Source organism: Kitasatospora sp. NPDC048540 (assembly GCF_040651175.1).
Taxonomy (GTDB): Bacteria; Actinomycetota; Actinomycetes; order Streptomycetales; family Streptomycetaceae; genus Kitasatospora.
Genome location: NZ_JBEZIR010000011.1, coordinates 1 through 15,850 on the forward strand (window position 1 = coordinate 1; position 15,850 = coordinate 15,850).

The window sequence follows — 15,850 nt, forward strand, 5'->3', positions numbered from 1 at the left end:
ACCATCCACGCCACCACCGCCTACGGCGACATCACCGCCCGCAGCCTCTGAACCACCACCCACCGCACCGCCACGGCGCGCCACGGCGGGCACGCCGCCCGCCGTCCCCGACCCACTTCCGACTCCGGACCCTGGAGAGACGCAACCATGACGATCATCGAGCACTCCCCCTGGACCGGCATGGTGCCGGTCGACGACACCGCCCTGGCCGTGACCGACACCGGCGGGCCCGGCCGTCCCGTGGTCTACCTCAACGGCTCCTACGCCGACCGGTCGCACTGGCGGCACGTCATCGCCGAACTCGGCGACGGCTACCGGCACATCAGCTACGACGAGCGTGCCCGCGGCAGGTCGCGGCGCGCGTCGGACTACTCGTTCGAGGCCTGTCTCCGCGACCTCGACGCCGTCCTGCGGGCCCGCGGGGTGGAGCGCCCGATCCTGGTGGGCTGGTCCTACGGCGCGATGCTGGCGGTCCACTGGGCCGCCCGGAACCCGGACCGCGTGCTGGGGGTGGTGTCCGCGGACGGCGCGCTGCCGCACGACTGGCTGGACGACGCGGCCCGGGCCCAGATCCGTACGCTGTTCCGCCGGCTGAGCGTGCTGTTCCCGGTGGCCCGCCGGCTCGGCCTGGCCGCGCGGATGAGCGCCGCGCAGCACGCCGAGATCAACATCGAGATCAACGAGCTCTGCGCCACCGCCGCCCTCGGCCCGGTCCTCGACCGGGTCACCGCGCCGACCCGGTACGTGCTCGCCTCCGGCGGCAATCTGGGCGGCGAGGCGGAGCTGATGGAGCAGATCCGCGGCAACCTCGACCCGGTGCTCGCCCGCAACCCGAACATACGGCTCAGCGCGAAGGTCCCGAGCAACCACTCCAAGATCCTGCGCAAGGACTTCCGGGCCCTCGCCGACGCGGTCCGCGAACTCACCACCACCACCGCCACCGCCCACGGGGCCGGGTGAGCCGCGACCGGTCAGCGGGCGCTGCCGAGGTTGCGGTCGGCGTCCGACCCCTCGAGCATCAGGGTGGTCTCCTCGATCCGCCGGAAGCGGCCGTCGGGGGCGAGGTCGGCGAAGACGTAGACCTCCATGCTCACGGTCGAACCGTCCTTCTTCGTGATGCGGCAGGTGTGCCGGTCGGCGTACTTGCCGCCGTCGTAGAGCTCCTCATGGACCTCGACCTCGCCGCCGGCGACGAGCGTGCGCAGGTGGGCGATGTGGTCGAGGAACTCAGCCCGGTCGGCCCACTCGCCGTCGGTGCGCTGGCGGTAGTCGGGGGTGAAGTGGAGGTCGGCGGCCGCCTCCAGGGTGATGGACTCGTTGAGGAGCAGGTCGGTGAGGGCGGCCTTGATGCCGGTGCGGGTCATGAGAAGTCCTTGGTGCGGATTCGGATCGTGGATTCGGAACGGGTGCGGGGGCTAGCGGGCCGAAGCTCAGGCGTTGGCGGCGGTGGTGTTGAGGGTGTCGTCGAGCCAGTCGTAGATGCGGGCCTGGGTCAGGCGCATGGCGCCGGGGTGGCAGTGGGCGCCGGCGCCTTCCTCGGCGGTGAACACCATCAGGGTCTTCGGGCAGGTGAGGTGCTCGAAGAGCTGCTCGGGCTGGCCCTTGAAGAACATGTCGTCCTCGGCGTCGCAGACCAGGGTCGGGCACTGGATCTGCTCGGCGATCCCGCCGGCCAGGGTGTGGTCCAGGTACGAGGCGTTGAAGGCCCGGGGGGTGTCGACACCCATGACGTACATGCCGTGGTTGATCGCCCAGCGGGCGATCGGGTCCTTGCCCATGATCTGCTCGAGGGCTGCGTCGAGCTCCGGCGCGGCCTCGGCGCGCAGGAGCCGCTCGGCCTCCTCGCGGGTGCCGGGGATGTTGCGCACGGAGGTCTCGCCGAGGTCGTAGAGGCCGTCGACGGCGACCAGCGCGGCCAGCCGGTGCTCGAACGCGGCGGCCCTGGGCGCGAGGATGCCGCCCATGCTGATGCCGAGCAGCGCGATGCGGCTGCTGTCGACGTCCGGGAGGGTCTCGGCGAAGTCGACGACGGGGGTGATCACGTTCTCCCAGTCGGGGCGGAAGACCATGTCCTGGTGGTGGCGCGGGCCGGGCATGCCGGGGCCGTCGAAGACGAGCACGGTGTAGCCGCGCTCGACGCCGGCCATCGCGCCGAAGAAGTGCAGCTCCTCGGCGGTGCCGTCGAAGCCGTTGTGCATGATCAGGGTGGGCCGCGGGGTGCCGGAGTCGTCGACGCGGTACAGGTAGCCGGGCAGGGTGGTGCCCTCGTAGGGGATCTCGACCGGCTCGATGACCGGGGTGGTGAAGAGTGCGGCCGCCGCCCGGAAGCAGGCCACGCTGCGGTCGTAGGCGTGGTCGTGGCGCGGGTCGCAGGGGTGGCCGTGCAGGAAGAACTCGGCGGAGCGGTAGTAGTTCGACGCCCGCAGGAAGCCGTCCCGGGCGCTGACCCGGTGGCCGGCCTTGAGGGCCTTCGCGGCCTCGGCGGACACCCGGTCGGCGGTGGCCAGCCACTCGGTGTACCAGCTGTCGTAGTCGCCCTCGGTGATGCGCTCGCCGGTGGCGACGACCTCGCCGAAGTCGGCGCCGCCGTAGGCGATGTGGCTCATCGAGCGCAGGGTCTCGTACCAGAACTGGATGTTGTTCGGGAACAGCAGCTGCTTCATGACGGTCTCCTCCATCGCTAAGCACCGATCTGTGCTTACGGCAGAACTGTAGACCCATCAGCCGCCGGGAAGCAAACATCTGTGCTTAGGATGTGGGTGTGACTCCGAAACAACCTGCTGAACGCATCCGCAAGAGCCCCGAACAGGTCCGCGCCGCCGTCCACCAAGCGGTCATCGACCTGCTCTCCGCCCCCGACGGCGCCGAACCCACCATCCCCGCCATCGCGCAACGCGCCGGCGTCAACCACACCAGCATCTACCGGCGTTGGGGCAGCCGGGAGGCGCTGCTCGCCGACGTCGTCACCACCCGCCTGGAACGCACCTCACCACTGCTCGACACCGGCAGCCTGCGCGGCGACCTCCTCGCCTGGGCCCGGGCCAGCGTCGACAGCATCCGCACCCCCGAGGGCCGCGTCCTCATCCGAGCCGTCGCCCTGTCCATGCCGACCGACCCCGACACACAGGGCGATCGCGAAGAGCAATTCCGACGCCGCGTGAGCTCCATCGAGCAGATCCGCCAACGGGCCACCGCCCGCGGCGAGAACCCACCGCCCCTGGAGGACATCTTCGACCAGCTCCTCGCCCCGTTCTACGTCCGCGTCATCTTCGGCATCGACCCACCGGCCACCGGCTACCCGGAACTCCTCGTGAACCGCCTGCTCGGCACCCCGGCCCCACCGGACACCGCTTGACCCGTCCGTGCGCGCCGCGCCCCACGGACACAACAAAAGGACCCCAGGCCAGCCAATGGCTGACCTGGGGTCCGACTGAGCCGCCTGCGGGATTCGAACCCGCGACCTACGCATTACGAGTGCGTTGCTCTGGCCAACTGAGCTAAGGCGGCACCGCTGCCGGCTTGTCCCCGGCCCCGGAGGGCTGAGCATCGCACCAACAACGCGGGTCAGTCTACACAGTTTCGGACCGTGCTCCGCACCGCCCCCCGACGGAGGTCCGCAGCTCCGGCCACCTCCGGGGGCGGCCCGGATGCGACCCGGATGCGCCCCGACTGCGTCAGGCGGAGGAGACCGCCAGCTTGGCCGCGAAGCCGGCGAACAGGACGGCGACGCCTCCGGTCAGTCCGGCGGACAGCCGCTTGCGGCGGCGGAAGGCGGTGGCCAGTGCCGTTCCGGCGAAGATCAGCATGGAGAGGTAGAGCACGCTGAAGGCCTGGAGGATCCCGCCCAGCAGGGCGAAGGAGAACACCGGCTGACCGTAGGACGGGTCGACGAACTGGGTGAAGAAGGAGAGCAGGAACAGGATGGCCTTCGGGTTGAGCAGGCTGATCACCAGCGCCCGCCGGAACGGCCGCTCGGAGCTCTCCCCCTCCGCCGTCCCCACCGCTTCGGACTCGGCCGCGCCCGCGCCGACCGCCGCCGCCGCCGCGCGCCGCTCGCGCCACAGCTCCCTGGCAGCCCTGAGCATGCCGAAGCCGATCCACAGCAGGTAGGCGGCGCCGCCGAACTTGACCACCGCGAACACCGCGGGGTTGGCCTTGAGCAGCGAGGAGGCACCCAGCGAGGTGAGGCTGATCAGGGTGAAGTCGCCGACGAAGACGCCGGCCGCGGCACGGTAGCCGGTGCGGACGCCCCTGCGGGCGGCCACCGAGAGGACGTACAGCGAGTTGGGGCCCGGCAGCAGGACAATAACCAGGGCCCCGAGGACGTACGTCGTGAGGTCGTTGACTCCGAGCACGGATGCGCTCCTACAGGCAGGCACGGAACAGGGGGGCGCACCATGCTAACCAGAAGGACCATCATGCTGGAACGGTCCTGACATTCCCCCCGGAGACAGCCGCGCCGCCCCCGCCTCAGGCGCCGCAGCGGGTCCCGTTCGCCGGGGCGTCGCCGCCCAGCAGGTAGCGGTTGACCGCGGTGTCGATGCACTCGCTGCGCCGCCCGTACGCGGTGTGGCCGTCCCCTTCGTAGGTCAGCAGCCGCCCCGACTCGAGCTGACCCGCCAGCGACTGGGCCCAGGCGTACGGCGTCGCCGGGTCCCGGGTGGTGCCGACCACCACGATCGGGACCGACCCGGCCGCGCGGACCGTGTGGGCGGCGCCGGTCGCCTTGACCGGCCAGTAGGTGCAGCCCAGCGCCATCCAGGCCATGTCCTGGCCGAACTGCGGCGCCGCCTTCTCGAACTCGGGGAGCGCCGCGCGGACCGCGTCCGGGCCGGTGAAGGCGGGCGGCAGGTCGACGCAGTTGACCGCCATGTTGGCGAACATCAGGTTGGGGTAGCTGCCGTCCGGCGCCCGCTCGTAGTAGTCGTCGGAGAGGTCGAGCAGGGCGCTGCCGTCACCGGCCTTCGCGTCGCTGATCGCGCTGCGCAGCTTCGGCCAGAGGAACTCCGCGTACATCGCCTGGATGGTGCCGGTGGTGGCGAGCGACTCGGTGAGGGTGCGGCCGGATTCGGTCGGCAGCGGGTGGCCGTCGATCTGCCGGAACAGCTCGGTCAGCTGCCGCCCGGCCTCCCCCTCGTCGGTGCCCAGCGGGCAGTCGTCCCGCTTGACGCAGTCCTTGGCGAAGGCCGTCCAGGCGGTCTCGAAACCGGCGGCCTGGCCCTTGTTGCCGCCGGTGGAGTCCAGCGACGGGTCCATCGCGCCGTCCAGCACCATCCGCCCGACCTTGCCCGGGTAGAGCCCGGCGTAGGTGGCGCCGAGGAAGGTGCCGTAGGACTTGCCGAGGTAGTTCAGCCGTCCGTCGCCGAGCAGCGCGCGCAGCACGTCCATGTCGCGGGCCGCCTCCACGGTGCTGACGTGGCCGAGCAGTGCCCCGGAGTGGTCCTGGCAGCCCTTCGCGAACTCCTTGTCGGCGGCGACCAGGGCGTCGGTCTCGGCCTGGTCGTCGGGGGTCAGGTCGACGGCGGTGAAGGCGTCCATCCGGGCGCCGTCGAGGCAGCGGACCGGGCTGGAGCGTCCGACGCCGCGCGGGTCGAGGCCGACCAGGTCGTACTTGGCCCGCACCCCCGGGTCGAAGGTGCGGGCGGTGCCCTCCAGGTACTCGACGGCGGAGCCGCCCGGGCCGCCCGGGTTGAGCAGCAGGGAGCCGAGCCGGTCGGCGCCGCCGGTGCTGCGCTTGCGGGCGGCGGTGAGGGTGAGGTCGCCGGCGGCCGGGTCGGCGTAGTCGACCGGGACCTTGAAGGTGGCGCACTCGAAGTCGCCGTCACAGCTCTGCCAGCCGAGCTGCTGCGCGTAGTACGTGGCCAGCGCGGGCGGGATCTCGGTGGGCAGGGGTTCGAGCGGGGTCGCGGCGGGTGCCGCGGCGGCCACGGGGCCGTGGCTGTCCGAGGAGGAGCCGGATCCGCTCACCGGCCCGTTGGCCGGGCCGGAGGTGCAGCCGGCCGCCAGCAGCAGGCTCACGGTGGCGGCCACGGGAGCGAACCGTCGCAGGGGCCGGGCAGCACGCATGGTGTTTCTCTCTCCCTCGGACGCGTACGCGGGCGCGGACGCAGGGGCGGGCTCGGAGGCGGGCACGGGAGGCGAACGGCGCCCGGTCCTGGCCCGGTGCCACTGCCGGCCTCGTGGCCGGGCCAGCCTGCCGCTCGCGGCGATGATCACCCGGCGGCTGTCCCGAGCGTATCCGGCGCGCCCCGCGTCCGCCGGACCACCTGCGGCCGGGGACGGAATCAGCACCCGGTCGCCGCGCATCCGGCGCACCCGCACCCCTCTCGGTTGCCCCCTCCCGGGCCCGCCGGCCCCGAGGCCTCAGGCGGGCTTGGCCAGGGTCTCCGCCAGGTACTGGACCGCGACCCGGACCAGCCGCAGCCGTTCCCGGTCCGGCGCGAAGTCCTCCACGATGTCGGAGATCCGTACGTCGGCCTTGGCCGCCCGGCCCTTGCCGCCGTGCAGCGTGCTCTGCAGCTTGCGGGCGGCGGCCAGGCCCTCGGTGTCCTTCTTCGCGGCGGCCAGCAGCAGGCGGGCGGGCGCCGTACCGGGGATCTCGGCACCCGCTTCGGTGAGGGCCGGGGCGTCGTAGCGGCCGGAGACTGCGGCCGCGGCCCCGTACAGGTCGGGGCGGGCCAGCCCGGCGGCGGCCGCGCAGGGTGCGCCGCCCTCGACCCCGAGCACCGCCCAGCCGCCCGGGCCGGCGGGTGCCGTGCGGAAGTTCTCGTTCACGGCGGTGCGCAGGACCGTGTCGTCCGCGACGGCCTGCGGGGCGGCGGCGATCAGGTCGCACGGGTGGCCGGTGCCGTTCGGCGCTTCGGGGGCGACCACCACGAACGGCCTGGCCTTGCCGAGCTGGACCGCGGAGGCGACGCCTTCGAAGACGTCCGGCAGCTCGCTGTCGGCGGTGCGGCCGGCGGTGCCGGAGTGCAGCACGATCACCGGGAAGGCGGCCTTCGGATCCTTCAGGTACTCGGCGGGCAGCCACACCCTGACCTTGCGGGGACGCCCGTCCGGCGCGGCCACCACGGCCTCCAGCAGGTTGCCGCCGGCCGGGTGCCCGACCGACTCGAAGCGGGTGACCACCGGCAGCAGCCCGGGGGTGGCGCCCGGCGACTCCGCCGGCGGCGCGGCGGGCCGCGGCCCGGCGGTGGCCAGCGCTTCGTCCGCGACACCCCGGACCGACCGGCCCGACAGCAGCAGCGCGACGGCCAGCGCGGTGACGCACATCCCGCAGAGCACCGCGCCGCCGGCCCGCAGCAGCATCGGCCGCTGCTCGGCGGTCAGCTCGTAGGTCTGCGCGGCCCGCAGGTCACGCCAGCGCAGCAGCGCACCGCGGGCGAGCCAGGCGGCGGCCAGCGCCGAGATCAGCAGGGGCACCACCAGGAGCGGACGGAGCATGCGCGCACCACCTCGGAGGAGGACGGGCCGCCGGTACCGCGGCGGGCTCAGCCCTCAGGGTGCAAGACGAGCAGCCCGGGCGGGCCGGGGCCGTACGGGCGGCGGGCGACGTTCACTCGAACGAGGGAGCAGCCGATCCGGCACCGGGCCCCGGCCCCGCGCGTGGGGCGCGGCCCCGGCCGGGGTGGCTCAGCCGGCCCGCAGCGCGACCGTCATCGCCTCGACGGCGAGCAGCGGGTCGACGTTGCGGTCCAGCGCGCGGCGGCAGTCCAGTACGGCCTCGATCCGGCGCAGCGTCTGTTCCGGCACCCCGGCCGCGGCGACCTTGCCGACGGCCGCCCGCTGGTCCTCGTTGGCCAGCTCTCCGGTGGCGCCGAACTGCACCGCGAGCACGTCGCGGTAGAAGCCGAGCAGGTCGTTGAGCGCCGTGCCGAGCGTCTCGCGGCGGGTCCGGGTGGCGCGGCTCTTCTGCCGCTTCTCCAGCTCCTTGACCGCGCCGGCCATCCCGCGCGGCGCCCGGCTGCCCTCGAGTGCGCCGTAGGCGGCCCGCAGGTCACCGGTCTCCTTGGCGTCCTGGGTCTCGGCGAGCGCCTCGGCGTCGGCCTTCGCGGTGTCGACCAGCCGCTGCGCCGCCATGAGGCAGCCGCCCAGGTCGGCGACGTCCAGTGGGATCCGCAGGACATCCGCGCGCCGGGCCCGTGCCTGGTCGTCGACGGCCAGCCGGCGGGCCCGTTCGATGTCGCCCTGCCCGGCCAGTGCAGCCACCCGCGCCGTCCCGGGCTCCACGCCGTCGCGGCGCACCAGCATGTCGGCGACCGCCTCGGCGGGCGGAGTGCGCAGCACCAGCAGCCGGCAGCGCGAACGGATGGTGGGCAGCACGTCCTGCACGGACGGCGCGCAGAGCAGCCACACCGTCCGGGGCGACGGCTCCTCGACGCCCTTGAGCAGCGCGTTGGCGGCGGCCTCGGTGAGCCGGTGCGCGGCGTCCACCAGGATCACCGACCAGCGGCCGCCGGTCGGGTAGCTGGACGCCCGCAGCACCAGGTCGCGCATGTCGCCGACGCCGATCGACAGGCCGTCGGTGCGGACGTACTTCACGTCCGCGTGGCTGCCGGAGAGCACCGTGTGGCAGCCGTCGCAGAATCCGCAGCCCGGTGTGCCGCCGAGTTCCAGGTCGGGGCTGGAGCACTGGAGTGCCGCGGCGAAGGCGCGGGCGGCCGTGGTCTGCCCGGCCCCGGGGGGGCCGGTGAACAGCCAGGCGTGCGTCATCAGCGAGGCGTTGGCCCCGGGTTGCGGCCCGGCGCCGCCGCGGCCGGCCAGCACGCTCGCCCGGGCGGCGCGGGCGGCCGCCTGCAGCTGCTCCACCACCCGGTCCTGGCCGACCAGGTCGTCCCACACACTCACGCCGCACTCCCTGCCGCCGACTGCCTGCCGACCCGTCCGCCCTGCCGCTCCTGCGCACCCGGCTCCGCCCACCGAGCCTAACGCCCGCCCCGGACACCTCCTCGCGTTCCGGGCGCCGCAGCGGTCCCGGACACCGTGGTGCCCCGGACGCGGACCGGTCCGGCCCCGGCGCGTACGCGGGGACCGGACCGGTGAAGGGGGTGCGGGCGGCAGCCGGGCTCAGTCCCGGCGGCGCTTGCGGAACAGGCCGCGCGGCGTCCCGGAGTCGGGCTGCTGCTCCTCGGACTCCCAGTGCGACCACTCGTCGCGCGAGCCCAGCAGGCTGTCCGTCAGGCTCGGCAGGTCGTCCATCGGGGTCTCCTCGGCCCAGTCCGGGCGCGGCCGCGGCTCGACGGCCGGCAGTTCCCGGGTGGTCTCGACGGCGGGCTCCGGGTCGGCGGCCTTCGGCTCGTCCCGCCACAGGCCGGGCGGCACCCGGTCCTGGGCGGAGGCGGCCGGCGGCCTGGGCGACGAGGGGCCGGCCGGCTCGACGGCGGGCAGCACCGCGGTCTCGTCGACGGACGGGACCTTGGGCAGGACGGCGGTCTCACCGGCGGCCGGCACCGGCGGCAGTACCGCCGTCTCGTCCGCCGGGGGCGTCTTCGGCAGTACGGCGGTCTCGTCCGCGGGCACCTTCGGCAGCACCGAGGTCCGGGCGGCCGCGGCCCGGACGGCTGCCGCCCGCTGTTCCTCGGAGATCTCCTGGGTGGTCTCCTCCGGAGCGACCGGCTCCGCCTTCGAACCGGACTCCCCCGGCTTCCCCGGCTCGACCTGCGGCAGCTCCGCGGTCACGGCCTCGGCCGCCGGGGCAGCAGCAGCAGCCGCCGCAGCGGCCGCAGCCTCGGCCTCGGCCCGCAGTCGGGCCTCCTCCGCACGCTGCAGGGCCTCCTCGGCCCGGCGGCGCTGCTCCTCCCGCTGCAGTTCGCGCCGGCGCTGGAGTTCGGCCTGCGCGGCCGCCTCGGCCTCCTGGCGCTTGCGCTCCTCGGCCTCGACGGCAAGCCGGGCCTCCTCGGCGGCGCGGCGGGCGGCCTCCGCCTCCGCGCGCTGCCGGGCCTGCTCCTCCTCGCGGAGCCGGGCCTCCTCGGCCGCCTTGCGGGCGGCCTCGGCGGCGACCCGTTCGGCCTCCAGCGCGGCCAGGCGGTCCTTCTCGGCCTGCTCGGCGCGCAGCTGCTCCAGCAGTTCCTGGCGCTTGCGCTCGGCCTCGGCGGCCTCGGCCTGCTTGCGGGCCTCCTCGGCGGCGCGGCGCTCGGCCTCCTCGCGGGCGAGGCGGTCCTGCTCGGCCTTGGCGGCGCGTTCCTGTCCGGAGAGCGGCAGCTCGCGGTCGAGCCGGTGACGGATCGCGGTGGTGACCACCGCGGGCTGCTGGCTGCCGTCGACGACCAGGTAGCGCGCCGGGTCGGCGGCGGCGAGGGCCAGGAATCCGGCCCGGACCCGCTGGTGGAACTCGGTCGGCTCGGACTCCAGCCGGTCCAGCGCCTCGGTGAAGCGCTCGCGGGCCGCTCCCGGGTCGACGTCCAGCACCACGGTGAGGTCCGGCACCAGGCCGCCGGTGGCCCAGCGGGAGATCCGCGCGACCTCGGTGGCGGCCAGGTCGCGGCCGGCCCCCTGGTAGGCGATCGAGGAGTCCATGTAGCGGTCGGTGATCACGACGGCGCCGCGGGCCAGCGCGGGCCGGATCACGTTCTCGACGTGCTCCGCCCGGTCCGCCGCGTAGATCAGCGCCTCGGCGCGGTGCGAGAGGCCGGTGTTGCCGACGTCCAGCACCAGCGCGCGCAGCCGCTGCCCGATCGGGCTGCCGCCGGGCTCACGGGTGAGCACCACCTCGTGGCCCTTGCTGCGGATCCACTCGGCCAGCGCCTGCGACTGGGTGGACTTGCCGGCGCCGTCGCCGCCCTCCAGGGCGATGAAGAAGCCGGTGCCGGTGGTGCGGTGGGCGGGCAGCGTGGTCGAGCCGCGCAGGGCCCGGACCAGTTCCCGGCCGAGCGGCACGGTGCCCCGGCGGTCGTCGGTCTTGAGCAGGACCACCCCGGCGAGCACCAGGGTGAGCAGCCCGGCGGTGGAGACGGCCAGCGCGGCGCCGCCGTGGATGAAGGTGAAGCCGCCCGGCCGGACCTCGCCGTACGCGACCTCGCCGTACGCGGCGGCGATCAGCGGCAGGCCGACCAGCGCGGCGGCCACCACGGCCCGCAGCACGGCGTACAGGTGCTCGGTGACCTTGGGGAGCCGGATCTCCTCGATCTCCTGGGCGAGCAGGGTGCGGCCGGTGGCGACGACCACGCCGGCCGCCAGTGCGGCCACCACGGTGAGCAGCAGCACCAGGACGAAGTCCAGCACCAGCCCGGCCAGGATCAGCGTGACGCCCTCGACCAGCAGCGCCAGCGCGAGCAGCCGGCGGCGGGAGAGAGCGGGCAGGGTGGCCCGGGTCAGCCGGACGCCGACGGCCGGGGCCCCGGCGGCGGCGAGCACCAGCAGCCCGTACCCGATCGGGCCGGCCCGGTGGTCGAGGGCGGTGAGCAGGCCGAGTGCGGCGACCCCGGCCATCGAGGCGTAGGCGGCGGCGACCGCGAAGGTGAAGAAGGGGGCGGAGCCGGTACGGCCCTTGCGCAGCGCCGAGCCGCCGGGGGCCGCGTCGGTGGGGGCGCGCAGGCCCTGCAGCGGGGAGCGCGGCGCGGTCGGGCCGGCCGACGGCAGCTGCTGCAGGTAGATCAGTACGGCGGAGGCGGCGAACAGCAGCGCGGCGCCGATCGCGGCGGCGGTGATCTGGTTGTCCCGCAGCCAGTCCGAGCCGAGCGCGGCGAGGACGTTGTTCAGCAGGGTGAGCGCCACCAGCGCGGTGGCGGCCAGCGGGAGGGCGGCCCAGCCGGTGCGGGCGTCCAGGGTGCGGACGGCGTCCAGGCTGGCGGCCGACGGGCGGCGCTCGGCGGCGGGCGCGTACGGGTCCGCGGCCGGGAGCAGCCCGGGTACGGCGGCGGCCTTGCCGATCGTCCAGACCCGCTCGGCGGCGCCGGTCGCGAAGGCGGTGGCGAGCAGCGCCCAGACGGCCGAGCCGGGGGCCCAGGTCACCCACCAGGGGGCGATGCCGATCAGGACGGCCCTCAGCGCGTCCGCGCCGAACAGCGACCAGCGGCCGTCGAGGCGGCCGCCCACCAGCCGGTGCACCGGTCCGAGCAGCACCGCGCCGAACAGCAGGGTGGCCAGCAGCCGGGCGCCGAACGCGGCGGCCAGCGCCAGGGCGAGCTGCCGGTACCCGTGGCCGAACTGCCCGCCCACCAGCGCGGCGATCACCGTCAGCGGCAGCAGCACCAGCAGCGCCAGCCGGTCGGCGGTGCCGCCGACCAGTTGCGCGGTCCACAGCCGCCGGTACGGGCGCAGCCGCAGCAGCGCCCGGGCGCGCTCGCCGGGGGTGCCGGCCGGGGCCACGTCTGGCAGGTCCGGCGCGCCGGGGCGGTTGGTGGGCTGCTCCTCGCTCGTCATACCGTCAGCGTAGCGGTCGGCCCAAGCGCCAGTAGGGGTGCGGGCCCCCGTGGGGCCGGCTCATGACAGGGTTGTGACGCACCGCGGGCCCGCACCGGAGGTACGGGCCCGCGACGGGAGGACGGTCAGCTCTCCTCGGACTCCGCGGCGCTCTTGGCGGCGGCGGCCGAGGTGGCCGTGGTGGTCTTCTTGGCCGCCGTCTTCTTGACCGCGGTCGCCTTCTTGACCGTGGTGGTCTTCTTCGCGGCGGTCTTCTTGGCGGCCGTCTTCTTGGCCGCGGTCTTGGTGGCGGTGGTCTTGGTGGCCGCCGCCTTCTTCGCCGGGGCCTTCTTGGCGGTCTTCTTCACCGGCCCGCGGGCCCGCTTCTCGGCGAGCAGCTCGAAGCCGCGCTCGGGGGTGATGGTCTCGACGTCGTCGTCCTTGCGCAGCGTCGCGTTGGTCTCGCCGTCGGTCACGTACGGGCCGAAGCGGCCGTCCTTGACCACCACCGGACGCTCGCTGACCGGGTCGTTGCCGAGCTCCTTGAGCGGCGGCGCGGCGGCGGCCCGGCCGCGCTGCTTGGGCTGGGCGTAGATCGCCAGCGCCTCGTCCAGGGTGACGGTGAACAGCTGGTCCTCGCTGGTCAGCGAGCGGGAGTCGGTGCCGCGCTTGAGGTACGGGCCGTAGCGGCCGTTCTGCGCGGTGATCTCCTGGCCCTCGGCGTCGGCGCCGACCACCCGCGGCAGCGAGAGCAGCTGCAGCGCGTCCTCGAGCGTGACGGTGTCCAGCGACATCGTCTTGAACAGCGAGGCGGTCCGCGGCTTGACCGCGTTCTTGCCGGTCTTCGGGGTGCCCTCGGGGAGGATCTCGGTCACGTAGGGGCCGTACCGGCCGTCCTTGGCGACCAGCATGTTCCCGCTGACCGGGTCCGTGCCCAGCTCGAAGTCGCCGCTCGGCTTGGCCAGCAGCTCTTCGGCCAGCTCGACGGTGAGCTCGTCCGGCGGCAGCTCGTCCGGGATGTCGGCGCGCTGACCGGGCTCGCCCTCGACCTGCGAGGCCTTCTCCACGTACGGGCCGTAGCGGCCGACCCGCAGGGTGATGTCCTCGCTGAGCGGGAACGAGCTGATCTCCCGGGCGTCGATCGCGCCGAGGTCGGTGACGAGCTCCTTGAGGCCGCCGAGGTGGTCGCCGTCGCCGTTGCCCGCGTCCGCGGCACCGCCCGCGGCGGGCAGTCCCTCGCCCTCGCCGAAGTAGAACCGCTTCAGCCACGGCACGGACTGCGCCTCACCGGCCGCGATCCGGTCGAGGTCGTCCTCCATCCGGGCGGTGAAGTCGTAGTCGACCAGCCGGCCGAAGTGCTTCTCCAGCAGGTTGACCACGGCGAAGGAGAGGAAGGACGGGACGAGCGCCGTGCCCTTCTTGAAGACGTACTTGCGGTTGATGATCGTGTCGATGATCGACGCGTACGTCGACGGGCGGCCGATCTCCCGCTCCTCCAGCTCCTTGACCAGCGAGGCCTCGGTGTACCGGGCCGGCGGCTTGGTCGCGTGGCCCTCGGGGCTGAGCCGGTCGGCGGCGAGCGGGTCGCCCTCGGTGACCTGGGGCAGCCGGCGCTCGCGGTCGTCCAGCTCGGCGTTGGGGTCGTCGGCGCCCTCGACGTAGGCCTTGAGGAAGCCGTGGAAGGTGATGATCTTGCCGGAGGCCGAGAACTCGGCGTCCCGGCCGTCCGCGGCGCGGCCGCCCACCTTCACGGTGACCGACTGGCCGACGGCGTCCTTCATCTGCGAGGCGACGGTACGCATCCAGATCAGCTCGTAGAGCCGGAAGTCGTCACCCGCGAGACCGGTCTCGGCGGGGGTGCGGAAGCGGTCCCCGGAGGGGCGGATCGCCTCGTGCGCCTCCTGGGCGTTCTTCACCTTGCTGGCGTAGACGCGCGGCGCGTCCGGCAGGTAGGCCGCCCCGTAGAGCTGGGTGACCTGGGCCCGGGCGGCGGCCACGGCCGTCTCCGACAGCGTGGTGGAGTCGGTACGCATATAGGTGATGAAGCCGTTCTCGTACAGCTTCTGGGCCACCTGCATGGTCCGCTTGGCACCGAAGCCCAGCTTGCGGCCGGCCTCCTGCTGGAGCGTGGTGGTGCGGAACGGCGCGTACGGCGAGCGCCGGTACGGCTTGGACTCGACGCTGCGCACCGAGAACGCCGTCTGCTCCAGCGCGGCCGCCAGCGCACGGGCCGCCTGCTCGTCGAGGTGGAGCGTGTTGGCGGTCTTCAGCCGGCCGTCCTGGCCGAAGTCACGGCCGGTGGCGATGCGCTTGCCGTCGACGGCCGACAGCCGGGCGCCGAAGCTCTCCGGGTTGGCCGCGTCGGCCGCGGTGCGCCCGGTCGAGAAGGTGCCGGTCAGGTCCCAGTACGAGGCCGAGCGGAACGCCATCCGCTCCCGCTCCCGCTCGACCACCAGGCGGGTCGCCACCGACTGCACCCGGCCGGCCGAGAGCTTCGGCATGACCTTCTTCCACAGCACCGGCGAGACCTCGTAGCCGTAGAGGCGGTCGAGGATGCGGCGGGTCTCCTGGGCGTCGACCAGGCGCTGGTTCAGCTCGCGCGGGTTGCGCACGGCCTCCTGGATCGCGTCCTTGGTGATCTCGTGGAAGACCATCCGGTGCACCGGCACCTTGGGCTTGAGCACCTCCTGCAGGTGCCAGGCGATCGCCTCGCCCTCGCGGTCCTCATCGGTGGCGAGGAAGAGCTCGTCGGACTCGGCGAGCAGCGACTTCAGCTTGGAGACCTGGGACTTCTTGTCCGCGTTCACCACATAGATGGGTGCGAAGTCGTGGTCGACGTCGACTCCGAGGCGGCGCACCTCGCCGGTGTACTTGTCCGGGACCTCGGCGGCCGTGCCGGGCAGGTCGCGGATGTGCCCGACGCTGGCCTCGACGATGTAGCCGGGGCCAAGGTAGCCCTTGATCGTCTTCGCCTTGGCCGGCGACTCGACGATGACGAGTCGCTTGCCGTGCGCGGTCTCGCTGCTCGGGGACACCTTCGCTCTTCTCTCCCGGTCGTTAATCTCTGCTGGCGGCGCCCGGCAGCAGACAGGAATCTCACCCTGTCTTCCCTCCCGGTCCGCCGTCGGAACAGGAGGGGCCCTCGCCCCGGAGGCAGCCGCTGTGCGACGGCCCCACCAGCGGAGTGTGACCGTACCCTGGCCACCCTTGTCAAACGGACGGATCCAGCTTTTTCACCGGCTAGGCCGACCGACGCCACTCGAACGGTAACCCGATGCCGTGCCTTTGCGCTGCGCAGATGGGGCTTTCCCCTCCCGGGAAGCCACCCAGGAGCACCTCGGCGGCCGAATCCGACAGGGCGGTGGCTGACGGGCGATCAGCCCGGCGCGGGTCCCTCCGAGCCGGGCGGGAGGGTCGGGGCGGCGGGGTGCGAGGGTCCGGGCGGCGGGGTGGGGGTGGTTCCAGGGCTGGGGGCGAAGGCGGTGTCGGGGCCGGGGAGGAGAGGTCGCGG

General features: G+C 73.9%; 10 protein-coding genes and 1 tRNA gene. 2 read left to right on the top strand and 9 right to left on the bottom strand.

Annotated elements, in window-relative coordinates; all coding sequences use genetic code 11:
• Positions 1-147: 147 nt before the first annotated feature.
• A complete protein-coding gene (locus AB0D08_RS06900) occupies positions 148-960 on the top strand; it encodes an alpha/beta fold hydrolase (RefSeq protein WP_359886674.1) in 813 nt (270 codons plus the stop codon).
• An 11-nt stretch (positions 961-971) separates the two neighbouring features.
• On the opposite strand, the gene AB0D08_RS06905 is transcribed toward AB0D08_RS06900, so the two are convergent.
• Positions 972-1,364, bottom strand: coding sequence for a nuclear transport factor 2 family protein (locus AB0D08_RS06905; RefSeq protein ID WP_033819756.1), 393 nt, complete (start codon positions 1,362-1,364; stop codon positions 972-974).
• Positions 1,365-1,430: 66 nt separating this feature from the next.
• Positions 1,431-2,663: an alpha/beta fold hydrolase gene (locus AB0D08_RS06910; RefSeq protein WP_359886677.1), complete on the bottom strand. Its 1,233-nt coding sequence runs from the start codon at positions 2,661-2,663 to the stop codon at positions 1,431-1,433.
• Between the two features lie 98 nt (positions 2,664-2,761).
• Between AB0D08_RS06910 and AB0D08_RS06915 the strand changes: the two genes are divergently transcribed.
• Positions 2,762-3,355, top strand: coding sequence for a TetR/AcrR family transcriptional regulator (locus AB0D08_RS06915; RefSeq protein ID WP_051812129.1), 594 nt, complete (start codon positions 2,762-2,764; stop codon positions 3,353-3,355).
• 78 nt (positions 3,356-3,433) lie between these two features.
• Here AB0D08_RS06915 and AB0D08_RS06920 read toward each other — a convergent pair.
• The 7 genes from AB0D08_RS06920 to topA form a co-directional block, all read right to left on the bottom strand.
• Positions 3,434-3,507, bottom strand: a tRNA-Thr gene (locus tag AB0D08_RS06920).
• A 167-nt stretch (positions 3,508-3,674) separates the two neighbouring features.
• Positions 3,675-4,355, bottom strand: a complete 681-nt coding sequence (gene leuE / locus AB0D08_RS06925; RefSeq protein WP_359886680.1) for a leucine efflux protein LeuE — start codon at positions 4,353-4,355, stop codon at positions 3,675-3,677.
• A gap of 115 nt (positions 4,356-4,470) precedes the next feature.
• Positions 4,471-6,066 (bottom strand): alpha/beta hydrolase, encoded by a 1,596-nt coding sequence (locus AB0D08_RS06930; protein WP_033822960.1) that lies wholly within the window; start codon positions 6,064-6,066, stop codon positions 4,471-4,473.
• Positions 6,067-6,363: 297 nt separating this feature from the next.
• Positions 6,364-7,443 carry an alpha/beta hydrolase-fold protein gene (locus AB0D08_RS06935; RefSeq protein ID WP_033822959.1) on the bottom strand — a complete coding sequence of 360 codons (1,080 nt, stop codon included), beginning with the start codon at positions 7,441-7,443 and terminating at the stop codon, positions 6,364-6,366.
• 189 nt (positions 7,444-7,632) lie between these two features.
• Complete coding sequence (locus AB0D08_RS06940) at positions 7,633-8,847, bottom strand: DNA polymerase III subunit delta' (protein ID WP_033822958.1); 1,215 nt, start codon at positions 8,845-8,847, stop codon at positions 7,633-7,635.
• Positions 8,848-9,066: 219 nt separating this feature from the next.
• On the bottom strand, positions 9,067-12,360 hold the full coding sequence (gene tmk, locus AB0D08_RS06945; protein ID WP_359886684.1) for a dTMP kinase: 3,294 nt from the start codon (positions 12,358-12,360) through the stop codon (positions 9,067-9,069).
• Between the two features lie 125 nt (positions 12,361-12,485).
• Entirely contained in the window at positions 12,486-15,374 is a 2,889-nt protein-coding gene (gene topA, locus AB0D08_RS06950) for a type I DNA topoisomerase (protein ID WP_359886687.1), read from the bottom strand.
• Positions 15,375-15,850 lie beyond the last annotated feature (476 nt).